Source organism: Nonomuraea wenchangensis (assembly GCF_900111685.1).
Classification (GTDB): domain Bacteria; phylum Actinomycetota; class Actinomycetes; order Streptosporangiales; family Streptosporangiaceae; genus Nonomuraea; species Nonomuraea wenchangensis.
In genome coordinates this window covers 535,802-556,472 of record NZ_FOHX01000006.1, presented here as the reverse complement: position 1 = coordinate 556,472, position 20,671 = coordinate 535,802, and the positions used below count along the sequence as shown (strand labels likewise).

Below are 20,671 nucleotides of genomic sequence, written 5' to 3'. Positions count from 1 at the left end.
TCGGCGGGCCGATCGTGCTGATCTGGGACAACGTCAGCACCCACCTCGACGCCCGGATGCGCGCCCTGATCGAGGCGCGTCCGTGGCTGACGGTGTTCTACCTGCCGACCTACGCACCCGACCTCAACCCGGTGGAGATGGCGTGGTCGCACCTCAAACGCAGCCTGGGCAATCTGGCCCCCTGCACACTCGACGAACTCGCCAAGGTCATCCGCAGCCGACTCAAGCAGATGCAGTACCGCGCCAGCCTCCTGGACGCCTTCCTGGCACACACCGGCCTGATCACGAACCCGAGATCGACATGAAACCTCAAACTTTCAATCTCTGTAGTGCTTGGCTGTCGCCGGTATGACTGGGCGTTGGGTGCGATCTGTTGGAGTGGCGGCTCTGTGACGTTAGAACTCCCTATTTTGGTATTGGGTGGATGGTGCTTTGACTAAGTGCCCCCGATGGGGTCGGGGGCACTGGTTTCGGTTAAGAGTCGCCGTTTTCCAGCAGGCGGTCGAGTCTGATGCCCAGGTCGATCATCTCGCAGCGGAGTGAGTCGAGGGCTCGCACGAGGTCGGAGTGCGAAGTTTTGAGATAGTCGTTGAGCTGGCAGCGAACGCCGGCCACCTCGTCCCCCCACGCTGCGAAATCTTCGGCTACGTCGGCTCGGAGTTCGGCGATGTCCGTTCGGAGGGCGGTGATGATACTCACGGTTGCCGTGCGGTCCGTGTCGGCGATCAAGCACGCCTCCAGAGCCTCAACACGCAGTTTCAGACCGAGGATCTCCGTCTGCACGTCCACGCATTCCTACCTTTGCGGTAGTCGGGAGAGACACCGGCCTCTCATGTCCGGGTCTCGCTTGCTGTTGTCCATGGTCGCAAGCAGTTGGGGGTGCTGCGGCACGAGCGATCGGCGGCGGGAGTGGGTTTGTACTCCTGCGTGTTGAGCCGTTCATCCCGGAGCCCCAGCATGTCCGATTTGGCCAGAGTTTCGGGGGGAAGAAAACTGCCCCTGAGGACACCTGAGTCGTAGCCGTTTTGTCTGTTGTGTGTGGAATATGAATATAGGGGCGTGATTGGCGCGTTCGTCTGGTTTGGCTTTGATGTGGAGAACGGAGGTCGGGTCGATGCAAGGGGTTGCGAGGGCGGTTGTCGTCGTGGGGGGAGATTTCGTCGCCGTGAGAAGGGAATCTGTGGCTCGCGGTTTTGATGACAAATAGCGATGCTAGTTCCCTTGATGGCTCTTGGCGTGTTCGTTGGCTGGTTTCGGTTTACTGTGCACTGGTCGGTGTGTTCCCAGGCATTAGTGGGTGGCGTTCAAAGGTTCGGGGAATTATGGGAGAGTGGGATCTGGTATTCTCTCGGTTGGGGCTGGGTGAAGTCGCAGATAAATGTGGCTCCAGTTCGATGCTTCTGGTATCTGTGGATATGTGTCGATTGAATCTGGCTAAATCGGTCGATTCGGGTGATGCTGCTTAGTCTGCCCCGTATCGGGCAGAGGCGTCTGCTATGGCGATGACGATGAAGAAGGCGCTGCTGCGGACTGGTGTGGCCAGCGCTGTAACAGCGGTCGTGGGATCAGTCGGAACGAATCCTCACACTCGGTGGTATCGACGGCTGCGGAAGCCTGGCTGGCAGCCGCCGGCACAGGCGTTTCCGCTGGTGTGGACGCCGCTCTACGCGCTCATCGCCTTCGGGGGCGCGCGGGCGCTGTCGCAGGGGGACGGGCAGCAGCAGAAGGCCGTCGAGCGGACTCTGGCTGGAAATCTGGCACTTAACGCGACGTGGTCTGCGATCTTCTTCCGGGCGCGTTCGCCTCGATGGGCGTTGGCCGAGATCGCGGCGCTCAACGTCTCGAATGTCATGCTCGTCCGGCAGGCTATGAAGGTCGATCGTGTGGCAGGGGCTGTCCTGTTGCCCTACGCGGCGTGGACTCTGTTCGCGACGGCTCTCAACGCTTCCATCGTTCGGCGCAATCGCTGATCGTTGGGGTTGAGTTGGTGGTCTGACTCTGCATCAGGGCGTGATGTGTGGGGCCTTACGGCTCCAGAGGGGGTGCCGTTGGTGTGGCTGTGGTTGTCGACGGAGTCGCGCCTTGGGCGCGGGGGCTTGGGTTAGGTGAGCTGGCGTAGGGCCTCGGTCAGGGCTGCCAGGCGGGCCGGGGAGGCCAGGCCTGCGTGGTACAGGTGGAAGTCGGTGGCGCCGGCCTTGGCGTACGTTCTGAGATGGTCGGCCAGAATCGATGCGTCCGCTGGGCGTGGGGGGAGCGCGAGGACGTAGGCGCCTACGCGCTGGGTGGGCGTGGTCAGGGTGGTCAGGTGAGTCAGGCGGGATGCGTCCTGGCTGGGATCGCCCCAGCAACTGGCTATCAGGACGTCGGCGGCGGGGTCACCTGACGGGAGAGCGGCGAAGGCGCCGGTTGCCCAGGGGTCCGGGTTGGCGTGCAGGGCGATGGGGATGTTCGGGGCGATTTCGCGGATGGTTGTCAGGAGACGTCGGCGCAGGGTCGTGGAGAGTTCGACGCGGGTGGTGCGTACCTCGTCTGCGAGGGGACCGAGGGCTTCTTCCACGGTGAGGAGGCCGGAGGTCGGGAGGGTGCGGTCGAGGACCGCGCAGACTCTCGCCCTGGTGGGCTCCGGATAGCGAGGGGCGCAAGATGCGCAGAAGCAGAGGGAGAGCAGGTCGGAGTCCACGGTGGTCCAGTCGGCGCCGAACGTCTTTTCGTGGACGCTCTGGTGGCCGAAGCCCATCGGACCGCAAGCTTCCAGGATGAGACCGTCGGGCGCGGCGAGTGTGAGGGTTTCCCTGACGAGGTGGTCGCAGTAGTCGAGGACGTCGTCGTGGGCGGGGCACAGCGCGTACGGGTACGGGTCGCCGAAGGCGTTCCGGACGATCAGGTCCGGGTTCGCGGTGCCCAGTTGGGAGTTGTGGGTCAGGACCGTCCAGGCGTGAACCTGGAGGCCGACCGATTTGAGGGCGTCCCTCGCCTGCAGGTAGGCGTCGGCCGGTGTCCAGGTCGGGGACGCCGGGAGCAGCCGGGACCAGGCGGACGGGCGTACCGGGAGGTAGAAAGCGGGGTACGGGGCCTCCAGGACGCGGTGTGACGGGTGGTACGGAGTGGCGGCCCGGGTCGAGTGGTAGCTGGCGGCGAGGGCGATCGCGTCAACACCGAGCGCGGCGAGGCGGTCGGGTGCGGACGGGTCGCCGACCACGTCCCAGGGGTAGACGTAGGCGATTTTCATGGGACCCACTCGGCTCCTGAAGGGATTAGGCGGCTGTGATGGGCGGCTGTTGTGGGGTTGCGTTGGCTTGCTCTGTGATGGAGCGGCCCAGGTAGGGCGGCCGTGATGGGCGGCTGGGTTGGGAAGTGGAGCGGGTGGCTGGCGGTCGTGGTGCTGCTGTTCCAGGACGGCGACTGAGGGCTGCTGTGGAGCGGGGGTGGAGGGTTACCAGCGGCGCCAGAGTTGAGCGGGAGCGGGGAGGGGTTACCAGCGAGGGCGGGTGGGGGAGAAGGTTGGGTCGAAGCGTTGCATGTACGTCGTGTCGTCCCGTGCCACGATTCCGCACTTCTCGTACTGCTCGTGCATGCGGGCCAGGGCGTCGCGGTCGAGTTCCACGCCCAGGCCGGGGCCGGTGGGAACGGGGACGGCGCCGTTCGTGAAGCGGAGCGCGCCGGGCGTGATCACGTCCTGGCCGTCCTGCCAGGGGGTGTGGGTGTCGCAGGCGAACGTGAGGTTCGGCGTGGCGGCGGCGAGGTGGGTCATGGCGGCCAGGCTGATGCCGAGATGGGAGTTGGAGTGCATGGACAGCGACAGGCCGAACGTCTCGCACAGGTTGGCCACGTGGGAGGAGCGGACGAGGCCGCCCCAGTAGTGGTGGTCCAGCAGGAGTACGCCGATCGCGCCGGCGGCGATGGCGGGAGGCAGGTGGTCGGGGGTGACCACGCACATGTTCGTGGCCAGGGGCATGGGGACGGAGGCGGCGACCTCGGCCATGCCGGAGATGTCGGGAGTGGGGTCTTCCAGGTACTGGAGCATGCCGTCGAGTTCGCGCCCGACGCGGATGGAGGTCGCGACGGTCCAGGCGGCGTTCGGGTCGAGGCGGAGCGGCACGCCGGGGAACGCCTCGTACAGGGCCTTGATCGCGGCGATCTCCTCGTCCGGCGGGTGGACGCCGCCCTTGAGTTTGATCGACTTGAAGCCGTACTCCTGGATGAGGAGGGCGGCCTGCTCGACGACTCCCGCCGGGTCCAGTGCGGCGCCGAAGCGGTCCGGCTTGTCGCCGGGGTGGCCGGCCCACTTGTAGAACAGGTAGGCGCTGTACTCGACGGCGTCGCGGACGCGGCCGCCGAGCAGGTCGACGACGGGCACCCCGGCCGCCTTGCCGCGAATGTCCAGGCAGGCCACCTCGAAGGCGGCGAAGACCCGGTCGACGCTCTTCTCCTTGGTCGCGACGCCGGTCAGGCCGTGCAGGTCGGTGACCACGTCGCCGACGGTGGCGGCTACGCGGGCGTACATCGCGTTCATGGCGTGGACGTCCAGCCCGACCAGGGCCTGCGCGCACTCGCGCACCTTGCCGAGGTGGCCGAGGTCGCCGTAGGTCTCGCCCAGCCCGGTCAGGCCCTCGTCAGTGACGACCTCGACAATGGTACGGAGGGCCCATGGTTCGTGGACCCCGGCGGCGTTGAGGAGGGGTGGATCCCGGAATGCGACCGGTGTGACGTGGATCTCCCTGATGATCATCTCGACCGCCGTCCATGTATGTGAACAAGAGACAGATTTGTGGACAAGTATCCAGAACTGTAAGAATCGGGCTGAAGAAGTGTCAAGACTCCGAAGGGCCATTCGATGATCTACGGACACGACCCCAGGACCGGCCAGACCGTGGGCGACGCCCTGCCAGAGACCGACACCGCCGGGGTCGACTTGGTCGTTTCCGCCGCTGCGGCGGCCGGGCAGGCCTGGCGGGCCACCCCGGCGGCCGAGCGGGCACAGGCGCTGGAGGCCGTCGCCGACGCACTCGCCGCGCACGTGGACGAGCTGTGGCAGCTCGCCGACCAGGAGACCGCGCTCGGCGAGGCGCGCCTGCGCGGCGAGGTCGCGCGGACGGCGGGGCAGTTCCGGCTCTTCGCCGAGGTGATCAGGGATGGCGGTTACCTTGAGGCGATCATCGATCATGCCGACGGCTCCCTGACGCCGCCGCGGCCGGACGTGCGGCGGATGAAGCACGCGCTGCCGGGCGTGGTGGCGGTGTTCGCGGCGAGCAACTTCCCGTTCGCGTTCTCGGTGGCCGGCGGCGACACCGCCTCGGCGCTGGCGGCCGGATGCGCGGTGGTCGTCAAGGCGCACCCGGGGCATCCCAACACCTCCGAGCGCGTGGCGAAGATCGTACGGGAGGCGCTGCCGTACCCGGATCTGCTGGGGCTGGTCCAGGGCATGGGGGCCGGGGCGGACCTGGTCCAGCATCCGCTGGTGGTGGCGGCCGGGTTCACCGGGTCGGTGGCCGGGGGCAAGGCGATCCAGCAGCTGATCGACGAACGGGAGACGCCGATCCCGTTCTACGGCGAGCTCGGGAGTGTCAACCCTGTGGTCGTGCTGCCGTCCGCGCCTGTGGACAAGGTGGCGGCCGGGTTCGCGGGGTCGCTGACGCTGGGGGTCGGGCAGTTCTGTACGAACCCGGGGCTGATGTTCGTGCCCGAAGGTGACGGGCTGCGCAAGGCGATCGTGGAGGCGGTCGAGGGGACGAGCGGCGGGCCGATGCTGGCCGAGCGGATCAGGGACGGTTACCTGGGCGCGATCGAACGGCTCGGCGAGCTGCGGCTGCTGGCCGAGGGCAAGGCCGGAGAGGGGAGCTGGGCGGTGACGCCGAAGGTGTTCACCGCTGACCTGGACACCTTCGCGGAGAAGCTGCCGGAGATCGGGGAGGAGTGCTTCGGGCCGGCGTCGATCGTGGTGACGTACCGCGAGGTGGGGGAGCTGCGGGCGGTGCTCGAACGGCTGGACGGGTCGCTCACGGCCACTGTCCACGGCACCGATCCGGACGAGGCCGGCGAGGTTGCCGAGGTGCTCGGGCGCAAGGCGGGGCGGCTCATCTGGAACGGCTGGCCTACGGGGGTCGCGGTGTGCTGGGCGATGCACCACGGCGGGCCCTGGCCGTCGGCCACCACGGCGTCCACCTCGGTCGGGGCCACGGCGATCGAGCGGTGGCTGGCGCCGACGGCTTACCAGGACTGGCCGGAGGCGTTGCTGCCGGATGAGCTGAAGGAAGGCAACCCGCTGGGGATCCCGCGGCGGGTGGATGGGCGGCTGCAGCTCGGGGGCTGATGGCGGCTGGTGGCTGCTGATGGTGGACGGCGGCGCGCTGATGCCTGCTGATGGTGGACGGCGCGCTGGCTGCTGCCGATGGCGGGCGGCGCGCCGATGGCTCCTGGTGGCTCACGGCTCAGACCGGCTCGTGGTTCCTGGCTCGTGGTTCCTGGCTCGTGGCTCCTGGCTGGTGGCTCGTGGCTCCTGGCTCGTGGTTCCTGGCTCGTGGCTCGTGGCTCGTGGCTCCTGGCTCCTGGGTCGTGGCTCCTGGGTCGGGGCTCGTAGGTGGTGGGGCCGGGCTCACGGTGCACGGCTCATGGTCTGAGGGCTCGTGTCACAGGCTCGTGGTCGTGTCTCCTGGTTCACGCCTTCTGGCGAAGGGTCGTGGGTAGTGGCGGTTGGAGAGAGTGCTGGGGAAGAGGGGAAGCGGGTCAGGTGCCTGCTATTTCCAGTCCCGCCGCCACGATCCGCTCCAGCCGTTCCACATGCTCCGCCGTCGGGTCCACCAGCGGCGCCCGCACCCCGCCGACCTCCAGCCCGCGCAGCCGCACCCCAGCCTTGACCAGCGACACCGCGTACCCGGGCACCAGGTCGCGCAGCTCCACCAGCGGCAGGTAGAACCCGGTCAGCAGCCGCCGCACGAGCACCTCGTCCCCGGCGGTCAACGCCTTGTGGAACGCGATCGCGATCTCGGGCGCGAACGCGAACACCGCGCTCGAGTACAGCGTCACCCCGAGCCCCCGGTAGGCGGGCATGGTGAACTCGGCGGTCGGCAGCCCGTTGAAGAAGGTGAAGTCGCGGTGGCCGGCCTCCCGCACCCTCAGGATGATCCGCTGCAGCAGGTCGAAGTCGCCCAGGCCGTCCTTGAAGCCGATGATGTTCGGCACCTGGGCGAGTTCGGCGACGGCCTCGGGGGTGAAGCGGGCGTTGCCCCGCTGGTAGATGATCACCGGCAGTTCGGCGGCGGCGGCCACGTCGCGGACGTACCGGACGAGGCCGGCGGCGGGGGCGTTGACGAGGTAGGGGGGCATGAGCAGCAGTCCGTCGGCGCCGCGTGCGGCGGCCTCGCGGGCGATGGCGCGGGCGGCGGGCAGTGTGCCGCCGGCCCCGCCGAGCACGGGCACCCGCCCCCCGGCGGCGGTGACGGCGGCGGTGACGGCCCGCCCGTACTCGCCGGGGTCGAGGGCGTTGAACTCGCCGGTGCCGCACGCGGTGAACACTCCTCCCGCCCCGGCCGCGACCCCGTCGGCGACGTGCCGGGCGAGCACCGCCTCCGCGAGCTCGCCGGCGGCGTCGAACGGGGTCACCGGAAAGAAGAGAACGCCATCTAGCCGCATCAACGGTCCTTCCCTAGCGGATGCCCTCCCGGCGGAGGGTGGCAGCGAGCTTGCGGGTGTGCTTGATCACCGCTTCGGTGACCCGTTCGACGTCGGTGGGCGGCAGGGCGGCGGGCATCGAGCAGCTGATGGCGTCCGTGGCCGGGATGCGGTAGTCGACGGCCACGGCCACGCAGGCGACGCCGGGGGTGCCCTGTTCGCGTTCGCAGGACCAGCCCCGGGTGCGCACCTGGTCCAGCTCGCCGGTGAGTTTGCCCAGGTCGGTGATGGAGTGCTCGGTGAGTCCAACGAGGGGGTCGGGGAGCAGGGCCACGACCTCGTCGTCGGTGAGCTGGGCGAGCAGGACCTGGCCGAGCGCGGTGACGTGGGCGGGCAGCCGCCGGCCCACCCTGGGGATGACGTGCGCGGCCTCGCGCGACTCCCTGGTCGCCAGGTAGAGCACGTGCGCGCCGTCCCGGCGGGCGAAGTGCACGGTCTGCCCGATCTCGTCCCGCAGGTCCTCCAGGGTTTCCTGGGCGAAGGGCAGCGCAGGATCCTTGTCGAGGTACGCCGTCCCGGTGAGCAGCGCGTGCGGCCCGATCCCGAACGCCGAGCGGGCCGAGTCGGTCTCGACCCAGTTGAGCTCGACCAGCGTGCGCATGAGGGCGTGCAGGCTGCTGCGCGGGAAACCGGTGCGCTGCTGGAGCTCCGACAGCGTCAGGGTCTCGTGCGACTCCGCCAGCGCTTCCAGGATGCGTACGGTCCGCTCGGCGGACTTGACCAGCTGGGGCTCCATACTCGTCCCATCTCACTCCACAATGCCGACACATCCAGCATATGGGATAGCGTCCAGATACATGGACGCTATCCCTTGACCGCCCCGCTGGTGAGGCCGCGCATGAACTGCCGCTGGAGGGCCAGGAACGCGATGATCGACGGCAGCAGCGCCAGCAGCGAGGCCGCGAGCAGCACGCCGATGCCGACCTCCTCGTCCGAGCGGAGCGAGCGCAGCGCGATGGGCAGCGTCCACATGCTCGACTCGGTCGCGACGATCAGCGGCAGCAGATACTGGTCCCAGATCATGGTGAACCCGAACACGCCGATCACGCCGAGCGCCGGCCGGCACAGCGGCACGATGATGGTGGCGAAGATGCGCAGCTCGCCCGCCCCGTCGATGCGCGCGGCCTCCTCCAGCTCGACCGGCACCTCCTTCATGAACTCGGTCATCACCAGGATCGAGAACCCCCAGGCCCCGACGGGCAGGATCATCCCCGCGTAGGTGCCGATGAGGTTGAGGTGCAGCACCGGCAGGTCGGCGAGGACGAGCGAGAGCGGGATCGCGATGATCTCCTCGGGCAGCATCATCGTGGCCAGCATGAGCAGCATCACGACCGTCATGCCACGGAACTTCTTGCGGGCCAGCGCGTACGCCGCGAACACGCTCACCAGCATCTGCAGCAGCAGCCCGAAGCCGACGACCACGAACGAGTTCAGCAGGTAGAGGTAGACGTTCTTCTCCCCGGCCTGGACGAAGTTCTCCAGCGTGAACTCGTCCGGCCAGAGGGTGAACGACGTGGGGTCGAGGGTCTTGCTGAACGCGCTGACCAGCAGCCCCACCAGCGGCCCCGTGAAGGCCACGACCATGAGCCCGTAGACGACGAAGCGCGCGGCGGCGGCGAGCGGGCCCTTGCGCGACTCCAGCCCCAGTGCGCTGTCGAACCTCATGACGCCTGCCTCCTGCGCATCAGCTGCACGATCACCGTGAGCGCGAGTGTGGCGAGGAACAGCACGATCCCGCCGGCCGAGGCGACGCCCAGCTCGTTCTTCTGGAAGCCGAGCTTGTAGATGAGCGTCATCAGCACCTCGGAGGAGTTGTTCGGCCCGCCGTTGGTGAGCACGTAGACCTCGACGAAGACGCGCAGCCCGCGGATGGCCGCGAGCGTGAACAGGATCCAGAACACCGGGCGCAGCGCGGGCAGCGTGATGTGCCGCAGCCGCCGCCAGGTGGAGGCCCCGTCCACGGCCGCCGCCTCGTAGAGCGTGCGGTCCACGCCGACCAGCCCGGCCAGGAAGATCATCATGTCGTACGGGGTGCCGCGCCAGACGCTCATGAGCATGATCGACCAGAGCGAGGAGTGCTCGCTGGCCAGCCAGGGCTGCGGATCGACGCCTGCCCAGCCGATGATCACGTTGAGCATCCCGTTGTCGGCCGGGTGGAACATGATCCGCCACACCTCGGCCACCGCCGCCATCGTCGTCACGACCGGCAGGAACGCCGCCGTCCTGACGAACCACAGATAGCGCGCCGGCCCCTCGATGAGCAGCGCCAGCCCGAGCCCCAGCACGAGGGAGCCGATCGTGGTGCCGAGCGCCAGCACCACGCTGTGCCAGATCGCCGCGGCGAACAGGTCGTCGGTGATGATCGTGCGGTAGTTGTCGAGACCGACCCATTCGTCCCCTAGGAACGTCTGGACCTTGAACAAGCTCTTCCACAGGCCCACGAGCATGGGGATGAACTTGAAGTACAGGAACAGCAGCAGCGCGGGCGCCAGGAACAGCCAGGCGACCAGCGGCCCCCGCCACCGCACCCGGTGGGCGCGGCGGCGAGGGGGCGCGGTGGTGGCTCCCGCCCGGGTCACGGTCGAGGTCATGACGCTTTCTGGCTCTGGAGTTCCTGGGTGAGCTTGGTGTTCAGCCCGTCCATGGCCGTCTTGACGTCCGCCGAGCAGTCGGCCCAGACGGTGTTGATGGCGTCGGCGGAGGTCTGCCGGATCGGCGCCCAGTTCGGCACCGGCGGCGCGTAGACCGCGAAGTCGTAGGACTCCTGGAAGACCTTCCAGCGCGGGTCCTGGCGTTCGGCGGCCATGTCCACGGTCTTGTTGACCGGCAGGCGGACGATGGCGCCGTTGGCGTCCTTGTTCATGCCGATCCGCTGGCCCTCGGGGGAGATCGCGAACTCGGCGAACTTCTTCTGCGCGTCCTGCATCTGGGAGCCCGCCATGAGGTAGACGTTCTCGCCCTCGCCGAGGGTGCCGGGGCCGCCGGAGGGGCCCTTGGGCACGGGCAGGACCTCGATCTTGTCGGTGCCGAGGCTCTTGACGAAGCGCGCGAGCACGTACGGGCCGACGAGGTAGATGCCGCCCTGGCCCTTCTCGAACACCTCGTGCGTGACGGTCGTGTCGTTGCTGACGGCGCCCGGGTTGACGGTCTTCGTCTTGCAGAACTGGTCCTGGAGGTACTGGACGGCCTCCACGAACTTGGGGTCGTTGGCGGTGGCGACGTACTTGCCGGGGCCGTTGGCCTTGAGGAAGTCGGCGCCGTTGGCGTAGATGAGGGAGGAGGCGTACCAGGAGGCGTAGCCGCGCTTGGTGCCGGCGGGGGCGACGAGGCCGCTGGTGTCCTTCTGCCCGTTGCCGTCGGGGTCCTTCTCGGTGAAGGCGACGGCCAGCTTGGCCAGGTCCTCCCAGGTCGCGGGCGGCTCCATGCCGACCTTCTCGCGCCAGTCCTTGCGGACGATCAGCGCGAACGCCTGCGCGGAGAAGGGCGCGGCGTAGAACTTGCCGTCGCTGCCCGCGGCGGCCTGCCAGGCCCGGTCGGCGAGGTCGCCGGAGCCGGCCAGAGCCGCCTTGTCGACCTCCTGGAGCCAGCCCTGGCTGTGCATGTTGCCGAGTTGCGCGGTGTCGTTGATGACGATGTCGGGAAGCTGCCGCTGCGCGGCCTGCTGGTTGAGTTTGGTCTCGAAGTCGTCGAAAAGCGCGACGACCTTGGTTTTCACCCCGCTGGACTTGGTGAATGCGTCGGCGAGTTTCTGCGCCGTTTTGGCGGAGTCGGAATCGGGCACCTGCCGGATCCAGATCTCCAGAGTGTCGTCGGTTGAACTCGATCCCCCGGAGCCGCAGCCGGTCACCGTTGCGGCGAGGGCCGCGGCGACCGCGACCCCCAGCAGACGACGTGACATCAGACCGCCTCCCGTTCACATACATGGACATGAGTCGAAGACTTGAACTCGTGGCTGTGAACGTAACTAGGCCATGCTTCACGGTCAATATTCAAGTATGTGAATTTGGGTCAGAATCGTGTACACCATGAAGACATGCGCATTCTCATGACCGGTGCCGCGGGGAAAGTCGGCACGCTGCTCCGCCCGCGGCTCGCCCGCGAGGGCCGCGTCCTGCGGCTCTCCGATCTCCAGCCGGTCGAGCCCGGCCCGGGGGAGGAGCAGGTCGTCGCCGACCTGGCCGACCCGGCCGCCATGGCCGAGGCGGTCAAGGGCGTGGACGCGGTGCTCCACCTGGGCGGTCAGAGCCGCGAGCACCCCTGGGCCGACATCGTGCGGGCCAACATCGACGGCACGCAGGTGCTGCTGGAGGCCGCGCGCGAGGCGGGCGTACGCCAGCTCGTCCTCATGGGCAGCCACCATGCGGCGGGCTTCCACACCAGGCCGGCGGGCGGCGAGGACCTGCCGGACTACGCCTTCCCCCGCCCCGACACCTTCTACGGCGTCAGCAAGGTCGTCATGGAGGCCCTGGCCGGGCTGTACCACGACCGCTTCGGCATGAACATCACCGTTGTGCGGCTCGGCACCTGCAACGACGGCCCGCTCGACACCCGCGGCCTGGCCACCTGGATCTCACCCGACGACCTGGCCCGCCTGGTCGAGGCCGCGCTGGTCGCGCCCGGCCTCCACGTCGTGTGGGGCGTCTCGGACAACACCCGCCGCTGGTGGTCGCTGAAGGAGGCCGAGTCCATCGGCTACGTCTCGCGCGACGACTCGGAGACGCTGGCGGCGCCCCTGATCGCCGAGCACGGCGAGCCCGACCTGGCGGACCCGGTGCACGACCGCGCGGGCGGCGTCTTCACGCTGAAGGAGCTCGGCGGCCGCTGGTGATCGCCGGTCATGGCAACCGGTTGCACAAACCTTGACGGGCAGAGCGGTAAAGGTCAAGGTTTGATCTGGCAACCGTTTGCAAGGGAGGACGGCGATGGCGGCGACGATCAAGGACGTGGCGCGCGCCTGCGGCGTGCACGTGTCCACAGTCTCCCGCACCTTCTCCGCGCCGCACCTGGTCAATCCTGCCACCAGGAGCCGGGTGCTGGCCGCGGCCGACGACCTCGGCTACCGGCCCAACCGGGCGGCCCGCGCGCTCACGACCGGACGCACGTTCAACATGGGCCTCATCGTGGCCGACATCGCCAACCCGTTCTTCCCGCCGCTCATCAAGGCGGCCCAGGCGCAGGCCAGGGGCCGCGACTACCACGTGTTCGTGGCCGACACCGACGAGGACCCGCGGGTCGAGGAAGAGCTGATCAGGACGTTCACCAAGCAGGTGGACGGCGTCCTGCTGTGCAGCCCCCGCCTGTCCAACAAGATGATCGAGCGCCTGGCCGAGGACGTGCCGTTCGTGGTGGTCAACCGCCGCATCAAGGGCATGCCCGCGGTGCTCATGAACGTCGCCCAGGGCGCCAAGCTGGCCCTGGAGCACCTCGCAGAGCTCGGCCACCGCAGGATCGCGCTCGTGTCCGGCCCCATCGGGTCGTGGACCAGCAACGAGATGCAGGGCGTCGCCGCCGAGACGCCGGGGCTCGACCTCGTCTTCTTCGGCCCCAACCAGCCGACCGAGGGCGGCGGCCTGGCCGTGGCCGCCGACGTCGCGGCCTGCGGGGCGACCGCCGTGCTGGCCTACAACGATCTCGTCGCACTCGGCCTCGTCGAGGGGCTGGCCGCGATGGACATCGGGGTACCAGACCAGATAAGTGTCATCGGGTTCGACGACATCCTGCCCGGCCGGCTCAACCGGCCGAAGCTCACCACGGTGGCCATGCCCGCCGTGGCCGCGGGGCGGATGGCGGTGGACCTGTTGCTGCAATCGGGGGGCGAGGGCGCGACGGTGACCCTCGACACCGCCCTCATAGTCCGCGAGTCCACGGGAAGGGCACAAAGATGATTTTCGGAACGCTGCCGTCCGGCGAGCAGGTGGAACAGGTGGAGCTGTCGTCCGGACGGCTCCGCGCCGAGGTGCTGACCCTCGGCGCCGTCGTACGCTCGCTGGAGGTGTCGGGCCGCAACGTGGTGCTCGGGCTGGACACGCTGGAGGACTACCTCACCCGCAGCCGCTACTTCGGCGCGGTCGTCGGCCGCTACGGCAACCGCATCGCGGGCGGCCGCTTCACCCTCGACGGCGTCGAGTACACCCTGCCGGTCAACAACGGGCCCAACAGCCTGCACGGCGGCACCGAGGGCTTCGACTCCAAGGTGTGGACCGTCACCGACCGCTCGCCCGCCTCCGTCACGCTGACCCTGGTCAGCCCGGACGGCGACCAGGGCTACCCGGGCACGCTGACCGCCACGGTGACGTACACGCTGGAGGACGACGGCCTGCGCATCGACTACGCCGCGGAGACCGACAAGCCGACCGTGGTCAACCTCACCAACCACTCCTACTTCAACCTCAAGGGCCAGGGCGAGGGCGACGTGCGCGACCACGTCGTACGGATCGCCGCCGAGCACTACCTGCCGGTGGACGCCGACAAGATCCCGACCGGGGAGCTGGCGCCGGTCAAGGGCACCCCGTTCGACTTCACCGAGCCGCACGCGCTCGGCGAGCGCATCGACGGCGGCTACGACCACTGCTTCGTGCTCGACGGCGGCATGAGCGTCACCGCCGGCGGCCTGACCATGGACGTCACCACGACCGAGCCGGGCGTGCAGTTCTACTCCGGCAGCATGCTGGACGGCGCGGCCACGCCGTTCGGGCCGTTCGCGGGGCTGTGCCTGGAGACCCAGCACTTCCCCGACTCGCCCAACCAGCCGCAGTTCCCCTCCACGGTGCTGCGGCCGGGTGAGCGCCGGACCTCCACCACCACCTACAGGTTCGCCACCTGATCCTGGGGTCTTTGTACGGGTGTGCGGCGCGTCAGCGCGCGGAGTCCGGTGTCTCCGTCGTACCTTTGGCACCATGGCCACCCGTACGCCGAAAAGCGCATCCAAGGGGCCGGCGAAGCGGTCGACCCCGGCCCGCTCGACCTCCGCGAAGCGGACCACAGCGTCGGCCGGGCGCCCCAGGCCGAGGCCGGGCGCCTCCGGCCGCAAGTCCTCCGTCGCCCACCCCGACCCGATCAGCTGGGTCTTCACGATGATCGGCAAGTTGATCGTCGGGCTGTGGATGTTGTTCGCGGGCGGTGTCGGCAGCATGGCCCGCGCGCTGGGCAAGAACGCCCGCGACCTGGACCCGGCGCACCGGCGCGACGGGCTCGGGCTGGCCTGGTTCGCCGCCGCGATCGTGCTGGCCTCCATGACCTGGCGCAACGCCGACGGGGCCGTCTCCGGGGTGGTCAACGCGACCGTGCGCGGCGTGTTCGGCTCGCTGGCCTGGGCGCTGCCGCTGCTGCTCGGCCTGCTGGCCTGGCGTTACATGCGCCACCCCGACCAGAACGCCGACACCGGGCGCATGGTGATCGGCTGGGCGGCGCTGCTGGTCGGCGTGCTCGGCGTGATCCACGTGGCCAACGACACGCCGTACCCGGCCGGCGAGGGCCAGGGCATGGACAAGGTGTCGGCGGCCGGGGGCATGGTCGGCTTCATCGTCTCGGCGCCGCCGATGAGCATCCTGCCGTCGTGGATCACGATCCCGCTGCTGCTGCTCCTGTCGGCGTTCGGCGTCCTGGTGATCACCGCGACGCCGGTGCACCGCATCCCCGAGCGGCTGGCCGAGCTGCGGCACCTGCTCTTCGAGCGGCAGTCCGACCCGCTGCCGCGCGAGCCGAGCAGGAAGCGTCCCCGGACGAAGAAGCCCGCAGGCGAGGGCGGCGACGGCGTCAAGCCCTACGACACGCCGGTGCTGTCGGAGAAGGACAAGGAGCGCGCCGACCACTCGCCGGAGATCGTCCCCGGGCTCACCGACGAGGAGGACGCGGCGGTCGCCGCCGCCGCCGCGGAGGCCGAGGCCGAGCGCAGGCCGCCGGAGCCGCCGCTGCCGACGCCCGCGCCGCGCACGGTCGAACAGCTCGTGCTGTCGCCGCAGGCGGGGCCGTACGCGCTGCCCGACCTGCAGTTCCTCAAGCCGGGCACCGCGCCCAAGCCGCAGACCAAGGCCAACACCACCGTGGTCAACGCGCTGACCAGCGTGCTGGAGCAGTTCAGCATCGACGCGCAGGTGATCGGCTTCACCCGCGGCCCGACCGTGACCCGCTACGAGATCGAGCTCGGCCCGGCGGTGAAGGTCGAGAAGGTCACCGCGCTCACCAAGAACATCGCCTACGCGGTCAAGTCCGCCGACGTGCGCATCCTGTCGCCGATCCCCGGCAAGTCGGCCATCGGCGTGGAGATCCCCAACGCCGACAAGGACCTCGTGGCGCTGGGCGACGTGCTGCGCGCGCAGGTGGCGCAGGCCGACCACCACCCGATGATCGTCGGCCTGGGCAAGGACGTCGAGGGCCGCACCATCGTGGCCAACCTGGCCAAGATGCCCCACCTGCTCATCGCGGGCGCCACCGGCGCCGGCAAGTCGGTCTGCGTCAACGGCCTGATCACCTCCATCCTCATGCGGTCCACGCCCGACGAGGTGCGCATGGTGCTGGTCGACCCCAAGCGGGTCGAGCTCAGCGTGTACGAGGGCATCCCCCACCTCATCACCCCGATCATCACGAACCCGAAGAAGGCCGCGGAGGCCCTGGAATGGGTCGTGGGAGAGATGGACCGGCGCTACGACGACCTGGCGGCGTCGGGGTTCCGGCACGTGGACGAGTTCAACAAGGCGGTGCGGGCGGGCAAGCTGCAGCCGCCGCCCGGCAGTGAGCGGGTCTACCAGCCGTATCCGTACCTGCTGGTGATCGTGGACGAGCTGGCCGACCTCATGATGGTGGCGCCGCGCGACGTCGAGGACTCGATCGTGCGCATCACGCAGCTCGCCCGCGCGGCCGGCATCCACCTGGTGATCGCCACGCAGCGGCCGTCCGTCGACGTCGTCACCGGCCTGATCAAGGCCAACGTGCCCTCCCGCCTCGCCTTCGCCGTCTCCAGCCTCACCGACTCGCGGGTCATCCTCGACCAGCCCGGCGCCGACAAGCTGGTCGGCCAGGGTGACGCGCTGTTCCTGCCGATGGGCGCGAGCAAGCCCATCCGCATCCAGAACGCGTTCGTCTCGGAGAAGGAGATCGCCGAGATCGTCGCGCACTGCAAGGCGCAGATGCAGGTGGAATACCGCGAGGACGTGGCGGCGGCGCCGGTCAAGCGGGAGATCGACGAGGAGATCGGCGACGACCTCGACCTGCTGATCCAGGCGGCCGAGCTGATCGTGACCACCCAGTTCGGCTCGACCTCGATGCTCCAGCGCAAGCTGCGGGTCGGCTTCGCCAAGGCGGGGCGGCTCATGGACCTGCTGGAGAGCCGCAACGTGGTCGGCCCGAGCGAGGGCTCCAAGGCGCGCGAAGTGCTCGTGAAGCCCGACGATCTGCCGGGTCTGCTGGCCGACCTGCGTGGCGAATGACCCCAATGCGGGGGCGAGCGGCGTCAACTGGTTGAATAGGAACCACTACGGAGAGTCGTGGTGGGGGAACCAGACGCCATCGGGGAGGCGTTCGCCGTGCAGGAACAGCAGAGCATCGGGGCCATGCTGGCGGCAGCCAGGCAGTCGGCCGGGATGTCGGTCGCGCAGGTCAGCGCGGCCACGCGCATCCGCGAGACCATCGTCCATTGCATCGAGCAGGACCTCTACGACCAGTGCGGGGGCCCGTTCTACGCCAGGGGCCACGTCAAGGCCATCGCCGCGGCCGTCGGGCTCGATCCCGAGGCCGTGGTGCACCAATATGACCAGGAACACGGCGGGGCGCCGCAGCCGGTGCGCGCCTCGGCCGTCTTCCAGGCCGACAAGAAGATCAACCTGCCGGAGCGGCGCGGGCCCAACTGGTCGATGGCGCTGGGGGTGGCGCTGGCGATCGTGGTCGTGTTCGGCACGATGCGCATGCTCGGGGGAGCGGGCGACCAGGTGCAGGTGGCCGGGGTGCGGCAGTCGTCGGCCCGGCCGAGCGTGCCGCCCAACACGCCCATCACCGAGTCGCCCAAGGCGTCACCGTCGCGCAACGCGCGCTCCAAGGAGATGGTGACGCTGCGGATCAGGGCGAAGCGCTCGTCGTACGTCGGGGTGCACGACGGCGAGGGCCACCGCCTCTTCTCGGGCACGCTCACCGCGGGCAAGACCTCGGAGTGGCGGGCGCCGGGCAAGGTCACCCTGCTGCTGAGCGACGCCACGGCGGTGACGCTGCAGGTCAACGGCAAGAAAGTGAAGCGGCTCGGGGAGCGCGGCGAGATGGTGCGCACCTCGTTCGAGGCGCCGAAGGCACCGGTCAAGCAGAAGGCCCGCTAGCCATCTCCGGTGGGCCAGTGCATCGGGTGGTGGCCAACTCCCGATACCGTAGTGTTCACCATGTCATCCCGCCGCACCGCATCGCTGATCACCCTGGGCTGCGCCCGCAACGAGGTCGACTCCGAGGAGCTGGCCGCGCGACTTGAGGCTGCCGGTTGGCAGCTCGGCGACGACGACCCCGACGTCGTCGTCGTCAACACGTGTGGCTTCATCGACTCGGCCAAGAAGGACTCCATCGACACGCTGCTCGCCGCCGCGGACTCCGGCGCGAAGGTCGTCGCCGCGGGCTGCATGGCCGAGCGCTACGGAGGCGAGCTGGCCGAGGCGCTGCCCGAGGCCAGCGCCGTCATCTCCTTCGACGACTACGCCGAGATCGGCGACCGGCTCGACGACGTGCTCGCCGGCCGGTCGCTGAAGCCCCACACGCCGCGTGATCGGCGCACCCTGCTGCCCATCTCACCGGTCGAGCGCGCCGCCGCGCCCAAGGCCGGCATTCCCGGCCACGGCGACCTGCCGTCGGGCGTGGCCCCCGCCAGCGGGCCTCGCGTGCTGCGCAAGCGGCTCGACGAGAGCCCTGTGGCCTCGCTGAAACTCGCCTCCGGCTGCGACCGGCGCTGCACGTTCTGCGCCATCCCGTCCTTCCGCGGCTCCTACGTCTCGCGCGTCCCCGACGAGCTGCTGGCCGAGGCCGACTGGCTGGCGCACCGCGGGGTGCGCGAGCTGGTGCTGGTGAGCGAGAACTCCACCTCCTACGGCAAGGACCTCGGCGACCTCCGGGCGCTGGAGAAGCTGCTGCCGCGCCTGGCCGAGGTGTCGGGCGTCGAGCGGGTGCGGGTCAGCTACCTGCAGCCGGCCGAGCTGCGTCCCGGGCTCATCGACGTGATCTGCGGCACCGAGGGCATCGCCCCCTACTTCGACCTGTCCTTCCAGCACGCCAGCAACGGCGTGCTGCGCCGGATGCGCCGCTTCGGCGACCCCGAGCGCTTTCTCGCGCTGCTGGAGAGCGTGCGCGAGCGCGCTCCCGAGGCGGGCGTGCGCTCCAACTTCATCGTGGGCTTCCCCGGCGAGACCGAAGAGGAGTTCGGCGAGCTGGTGGGCTTCCTCGAAGCCGCGAGGCTCGACGTCATCGGCGTGTTCGGCTACTCCGACGAGGACGGCACCGAGGCGGCCGACCTGCCCGGCAAGCTGGCGCAGGAGGTCATCGACGAGCGGGTGCGGGTGCTCACCGAGCTGGCCGAGGAGCTGACCGCCCAGCGGGCGGAGGAGCGCATCGGCACCGAGGTCGATGTGCTGATCGAGGACGACCTGGGTGACGGCGGTTACGAGGGCCGGGCCGCCCACCAGGGTCCCGAGGTCGACGGCTCCGTGACCGTGCAGGGCATCGGCCTGGTCAAGGGCCAGGTCGTGCGGGCGGTCGTGGTCGACGCCGAAGGGGTCGACCTGATCGCGCGGATCAAGGCCGGTCCATGAAGAAGGACGAGCGCCGTGCGGTGAGTCCGTGGAACATCGCCAACATCCTCACGGTCCTCCGGTTGGTGCTCGTCCCTTTCTTCGTCGTCTGTCTTTTCCTGCCCGGCACCGGCTGGCGGATCACGGCGCTGGCAGTGTTCGGCGTGGCCTCACTCACCGATCATCTCGACGGTGAGCTGGCCCGCCGGTACGGTCTCATCACCGACTTCGGCAAGATCGCCGACCCGATCGCCGACAAGGCGCTGACGGGCGCGGCGCTGGTGTGCCTGTCGGTCCTGCAGGAGCTGCCGTGGTGGGTCACGGTGGTGATCCTGGGGCGGGAGCTGGGCATCACCGCGCTCAGGTTCGTGCTGCTGCGGCACGCGGTGATCCCCGCCAGCTACGGCGGCAAGGTCAAGACCGTGCTGCAGATCGCGGCGATCGTCCTCTACCTCCTGCCGATGGTGCCCGACGTGCTGCGGTCGGTGGTGATGGGGGCGGCACTGGTGGTGACGGTGCTCACCGGCGCCGATTACGTGTTCCGGGCGATCAGGCTGCGTAAGGTGGCCAGGCGGGCACGCGGGGAGTGATCGACGATGGATGTGGCGGGTGCGCTGGCGCTGCTGGAGCGGCAGGGGGCGACGCTGGCGGTGGCCGAGTCGCTGACCGGGGGGCTGATCGGGGCGACCGTCACGGCGGTGCCCGGGGCGTCGCGGGTCTTCCGGGGCGGGGTGATCTCCTACGCCACCGAGCTCAAGCGCGACCTGCTGGGCGTGCCGGGCGAGCTGCTGGAGCGTGAGGGGGCCGTGCATCCCGAGGTGGCGGCGGCCATGGCGCGGGGCGTGGCGCGGGTGTGCGGGGCCCGCTACGGGATGGCCGTGACCGGGGTGGCCGGCCCGGAGCCGCAGGACGGCAGGCCCGTCGGCACCGTGTTCGTGGCCGTCTCCGGCCCCGGCGGGCAGGTTTGGGGGCGGGAGTTGAGACTTGAGGGGTCACGCGAACGTATAAGGGTAGAGACGGTGCACGAGGCAGTTGATCTCCTCTCAAGTGTGCTACAGGCGAACATAGGGGAACATTCCGGATGATTACCGTGTTACGTCCCGAGCGAACATGCCTTACGCGGTCTGACGCGGTGTCGGTGGATACGGGTACGGTGGGACTGTGAGTGAGGTCCGTGAGCCAACTGCAAGCACCGAGCGCCCGGCAGGCGGGCCCGATGAGTCGCGCGGCGAGGCACAAGCGGCGAGCAAGGG

The 20,671-nt window shown here is 69.3% G+C and carries 19 protein-coding genes; 11 read left to right on the top strand and 8 right to left on the bottom strand.

Annotated features, from left to right (window positions below):
- Nucleotides 1-305: transposase (locus tag BMW85_RS21580; RefSeq protein WP_091084162.1), on the top strand; the 305-nt coding region annotated here is incomplete at its 5' end.
- 169 nt (nucleotides 306-474) lie between these two features.
- Here BMW85_RS21580 and BMW85_RS21575 read toward each other — a convergent pair.
- Entirely contained in the window at nucleotides 475-789 is a 315-nt protein-coding gene (locus BMW85_RS21575; RefSeq protein WP_143082357.1) for a hypothetical protein, read from the bottom strand.
- Nucleotides 790-1,502: 713 nt separating this feature from the next.
- On the opposite strand from BMW85_RS21575, the gene BMW85_RS21570 reads away from it, so the two are divergent.
- Entirely contained in the window at nucleotides 1,503-1,970 is a 468-nt protein-coding gene (locus tag BMW85_RS21570) for a TspO/MBR family protein (RefSeq protein ID WP_218155866.1), read from the top strand.
- 131 nt (nucleotides 1,971-2,101) lie between these two features.
- Here BMW85_RS21570 and BMW85_RS21565 read toward each other — a convergent pair whose 3' ends face one another.
- Nucleotides 2,102-3,229 carry a hypothetical protein gene (locus tag BMW85_RS21565; RefSeq protein ID WP_091084007.1) on the bottom strand — a complete coding sequence of 376 codons (1,128 nt, stop codon included), beginning with the start codon at nucleotides 3,227-3,229 and terminating at the stop codon, nucleotides 2,102-2,104.
- A gap of 243 nt (nucleotides 3,230-3,472) precedes the next feature.
- A complete protein-coding gene (locus tag BMW85_RS21560; RefSeq protein ID WP_091084005.1) occupies nucleotides 3,473-4,729 on the bottom strand; it encodes a glucarate dehydratase family protein in 1,257 nt (418 codons plus the stop codon).
- A 105-nt stretch (nucleotides 4,730-4,834) separates the two neighbouring features.
- Here BMW85_RS21560 and BMW85_RS21555 point away from each other — a divergent pair, with 105 nt between their 5' ends.
- Nucleotides 4,835-6,310 (top strand): aldehyde dehydrogenase (NADP(+)), encoded by a 1,476-nt coding sequence (locus BMW85_RS21555; protein WP_091084003.1) that lies wholly within the window; start codon nucleotides 4,835-4,837, stop codon nucleotides 6,308-6,310.
- 413 nt (nucleotides 6,311-6,723) lie between these two features.
- Here BMW85_RS21555 and BMW85_RS21545 read toward each other — a convergent pair whose 3' ends face one another.
- The 5 genes from BMW85_RS21545 to BMW85_RS21525 all read right to left on the bottom strand — a co-directional run bounded on the left by BMW85_RS21545 (nucleotide 6,724) and on the right by BMW85_RS21525 (nucleotide 11,566).
- Nucleotides 6,724-7,629 (bottom strand): 5-dehydro-4-deoxyglucarate dehydratase, encoded by a 906-nt coding sequence (locus tag BMW85_RS21545; RefSeq protein WP_091083999.1) that lies wholly within the window; start codon nucleotides 7,627-7,629, stop codon nucleotides 6,724-6,726.
- 13 nt (nucleotides 7,630-7,642) lie between these two features.
- Nucleotides 7,643-8,404 (bottom strand): IclR family transcriptional regulator, encoded by a 762-nt coding sequence (locus BMW85_RS21540; protein ID WP_091083997.1) that lies wholly within the window; start codon nucleotides 8,402-8,404, stop codon nucleotides 7,643-7,645.
- A gap of 68 nt (nucleotides 8,405-8,472) precedes the next feature.
- Nucleotides 8,473-9,333, bottom strand: a complete 861-nt coding sequence (locus BMW85_RS21535; protein ID WP_091083995.1) for a carbohydrate ABC transporter permease — start codon at nucleotides 9,331-9,333, stop codon at nucleotides 8,473-8,475.
- On the bottom strand, nucleotides 9,330-10,259 hold the full coding sequence (locus BMW85_RS21530; protein ID WP_091083992.1) for a carbohydrate ABC transporter permease: 930 nt from the start codon (nucleotides 10,257-10,259) through the stop codon (nucleotides 9,330-9,332). The genes BMW85_RS21535 and BMW85_RS21530 overlap by 4 nt, the downstream gene beginning before the upstream one ends.
- Complete coding sequence (locus BMW85_RS21525) at nucleotides 10,256-11,566, bottom strand: sugar ABC transporter substrate-binding protein (RefSeq protein WP_091083989.1); 1,311 nt, start codon at nucleotides 11,564-11,566, stop codon at nucleotides 10,256-10,258. The genes BMW85_RS21530 and BMW85_RS21525 overlap by 4 nt, the downstream gene beginning before the upstream one ends.
- A gap of 135 nt (nucleotides 11,567-11,701) precedes the next feature.
- Between BMW85_RS21525 and BMW85_RS21520 the strand changes: the two genes are divergently transcribed.
- The 8 genes from BMW85_RS21520 (at nucleotide 11,702) to BMW85_RS21485 (ending at nucleotide 20,503) form a co-directional block, all read left to right on the top strand.
- Nucleotides 11,702-12,496: an NAD-dependent epimerase/dehydratase family protein gene (locus BMW85_RS21520; RefSeq protein ID WP_245774976.1), complete on the top strand. Its 795-nt coding sequence runs from the start codon at nucleotides 11,702-11,704 to the stop codon at nucleotides 12,494-12,496.
- A gap of 94 nt (nucleotides 12,497-12,590) precedes the next feature.
- Nucleotides 12,591-13,553 (top strand): LacI family DNA-binding transcriptional regulator, encoded by a 963-nt coding sequence (locus BMW85_RS21515; protein WP_091083984.1) that lies wholly within the window; start codon nucleotides 12,591-12,593, stop codon nucleotides 13,551-13,553.
- A complete protein-coding gene (locus BMW85_RS21510) occupies nucleotides 13,550-14,491 on the top strand; it encodes an aldose epimerase family protein (RefSeq protein ID WP_091083981.1) in 942 nt (313 codons plus the stop codon). The genes BMW85_RS21515 and BMW85_RS21510 overlap by 4 nt, the downstream gene beginning before the upstream one ends.
- 73 nt (nucleotides 14,492-14,564) lie before the next feature.
- Nucleotides 14,565-17,093, top strand: a complete 2,529-nt coding sequence (locus BMW85_RS21505) for a DNA translocase FtsK (RefSeq protein WP_091083979.1) — start codon at nucleotides 14,565-14,567, stop codon at nucleotides 17,091-17,093.
- Between the two features lie 60 nt (nucleotides 17,094-17,153).
- A complete protein-coding gene (locus BMW85_RS21500; protein WP_143082356.1) occupies nucleotides 17,154-17,969 on the top strand; it encodes a helix-turn-helix domain-containing protein in 816 nt (271 codons plus the stop codon).
- A gap of 60 nt (nucleotides 17,970-18,029) precedes the next feature.
- The gene (gene rimO / locus BMW85_RS21495) at nucleotides 18,030-19,439 is read left to right on the top strand and encodes a 30S ribosomal protein S12 methylthiotransferase RimO (protein ID WP_091084157.1); all 1,410 of its coding nucleotides are present in this window, start codon (nucleotides 18,030-18,032) and stop codon (nucleotides 19,437-19,439) included.
- Complete coding sequence (pgsA, locus tag BMW85_RS21490; RefSeq protein ID WP_091083974.1) at nucleotides 19,436-20,008, top strand: CDP-diacylglycerol--glycerol-3-phosphate 3-phosphatidyltransferase; 573 nt, start codon at nucleotides 19,436-19,438, stop codon at nucleotides 20,006-20,008. Before rimO ends, pgsA begins: the two co-directional genes overlap by 4 nt.
- A gap of 6 nt (nucleotides 20,009-20,014) precedes the next feature.
- Nucleotides 20,015-20,503, top strand: coding sequence for a CinA family protein (locus tag BMW85_RS21485; RefSeq protein ID WP_091083971.1), 489 nt, complete (start codon nucleotides 20,015-20,017; stop codon nucleotides 20,501-20,503).
- Nucleotides 20,504-20,671: the final 168 nt, after the last annotated feature.

Bases quoted from the DNA above. Each gene is read 5' to 3' on its own strand.
- BMW85_RS21570 (WP_218155866.1), top strand. From the start codon at position 1,503: ATGACGATGAAGAAGGCGCTGCTGCGGACTGGTGTGGCCAGCGCTGTA.
- BMW85_RS21565 (WP_091084007.1), bottom strand. From the start codon at position 3,229: ATGAAAATCGCCTACGTCTACCCCTGGGACGTGGTCGGCGACCCGTCC.
- BMW85_RS21560 (WP_091084005.1), bottom strand. From the start codon at position 4,729: ATGATCATCAGGGAGATCCACGTCACACCGGTCGCATTCCGGGATCCA.
- BMW85_RS21555 (WP_091084003.1), top strand. From the start codon at position 4,835: ATGATCTACGGACACGACCCCAGGACCGGCCAGACCGTGGGCGACGCC.
- BMW85_RS21545 (WP_091083999.1), bottom strand. From the start codon at position 7,629: ATGCGGCTAGATGGCGTTCTCTTCTTTCCGGTGACCCCGTTCGACGCC.
- BMW85_RS21540 (WP_091083997.1), bottom strand. From the start codon at position 8,404: ATGGAGCCCCAGCTGGTCAAGTCCGCCGAGCGGACCGTACGCATCCTG.
- BMW85_RS21535 (WP_091083995.1), bottom strand. From the start codon at position 9,333: ATGAGGTTCGACAGCGCACTGGGGCTGGAGTCGCGCAAGGGCCCGCTC.
- BMW85_RS21530 (WP_091083992.1), bottom strand. From the start codon at position 10,259: ATGACCTCGACCGTGACCCGGGCGGGAGCCACCACCGCGCCCCCTCGC.
- BMW85_RS21525 (WP_091083989.1), bottom strand. From the start codon at position 11,566: ATGTCACGTCGTCTGCTGGGGGTCGCGGTCGCCGCGGCCCTCGCCGCA.
- BMW85_RS21520 (WP_245774976.1), top strand. From the start codon at position 11,702: ATGCGCATTCTCATGACCGGTGCCGCGGGGAAAGTCGGCACGCTGCTC.
- BMW85_RS21515 (WP_091083984.1), top strand. From the start codon at position 12,591: ATGGCGGCGACGATCAAGGACGTGGCGCGCGCCTGCGGCGTGCACGTG.
- BMW85_RS21510 (WP_091083981.1), top strand. From the start codon at position 13,550: ATGATTTTCGGAACGCTGCCGTCCGGCGAGCAGGTGGAACAGGTGGAG.
- BMW85_RS21505 (WP_091083979.1), top strand. From the start codon at position 14,565: ATGGCCACCCGTACGCCGAAAAGCGCATCCAAGGGGCCGGCGAAGCGG.
- rimO (WP_091084157.1), top strand. From the start codon at position 18,030: ATGTCATCCCGCCGCACCGCATCGCTGATCACCCTGGGCTGCGCCCGC.
- pgsA (WP_091083974.1), top strand. From the start codon at position 19,436: ATGAAGAAGGACGAGCGCCGTGCGGTGAGTCCGTGGAACATCGCCAAC.
- BMW85_RS21485 (WP_091083971.1), top strand. From the start codon at position 20,015: ATGGATGTGGCGGGTGCGCTGGCGCTGCTGGAGCGGCAGGGGGCGACG.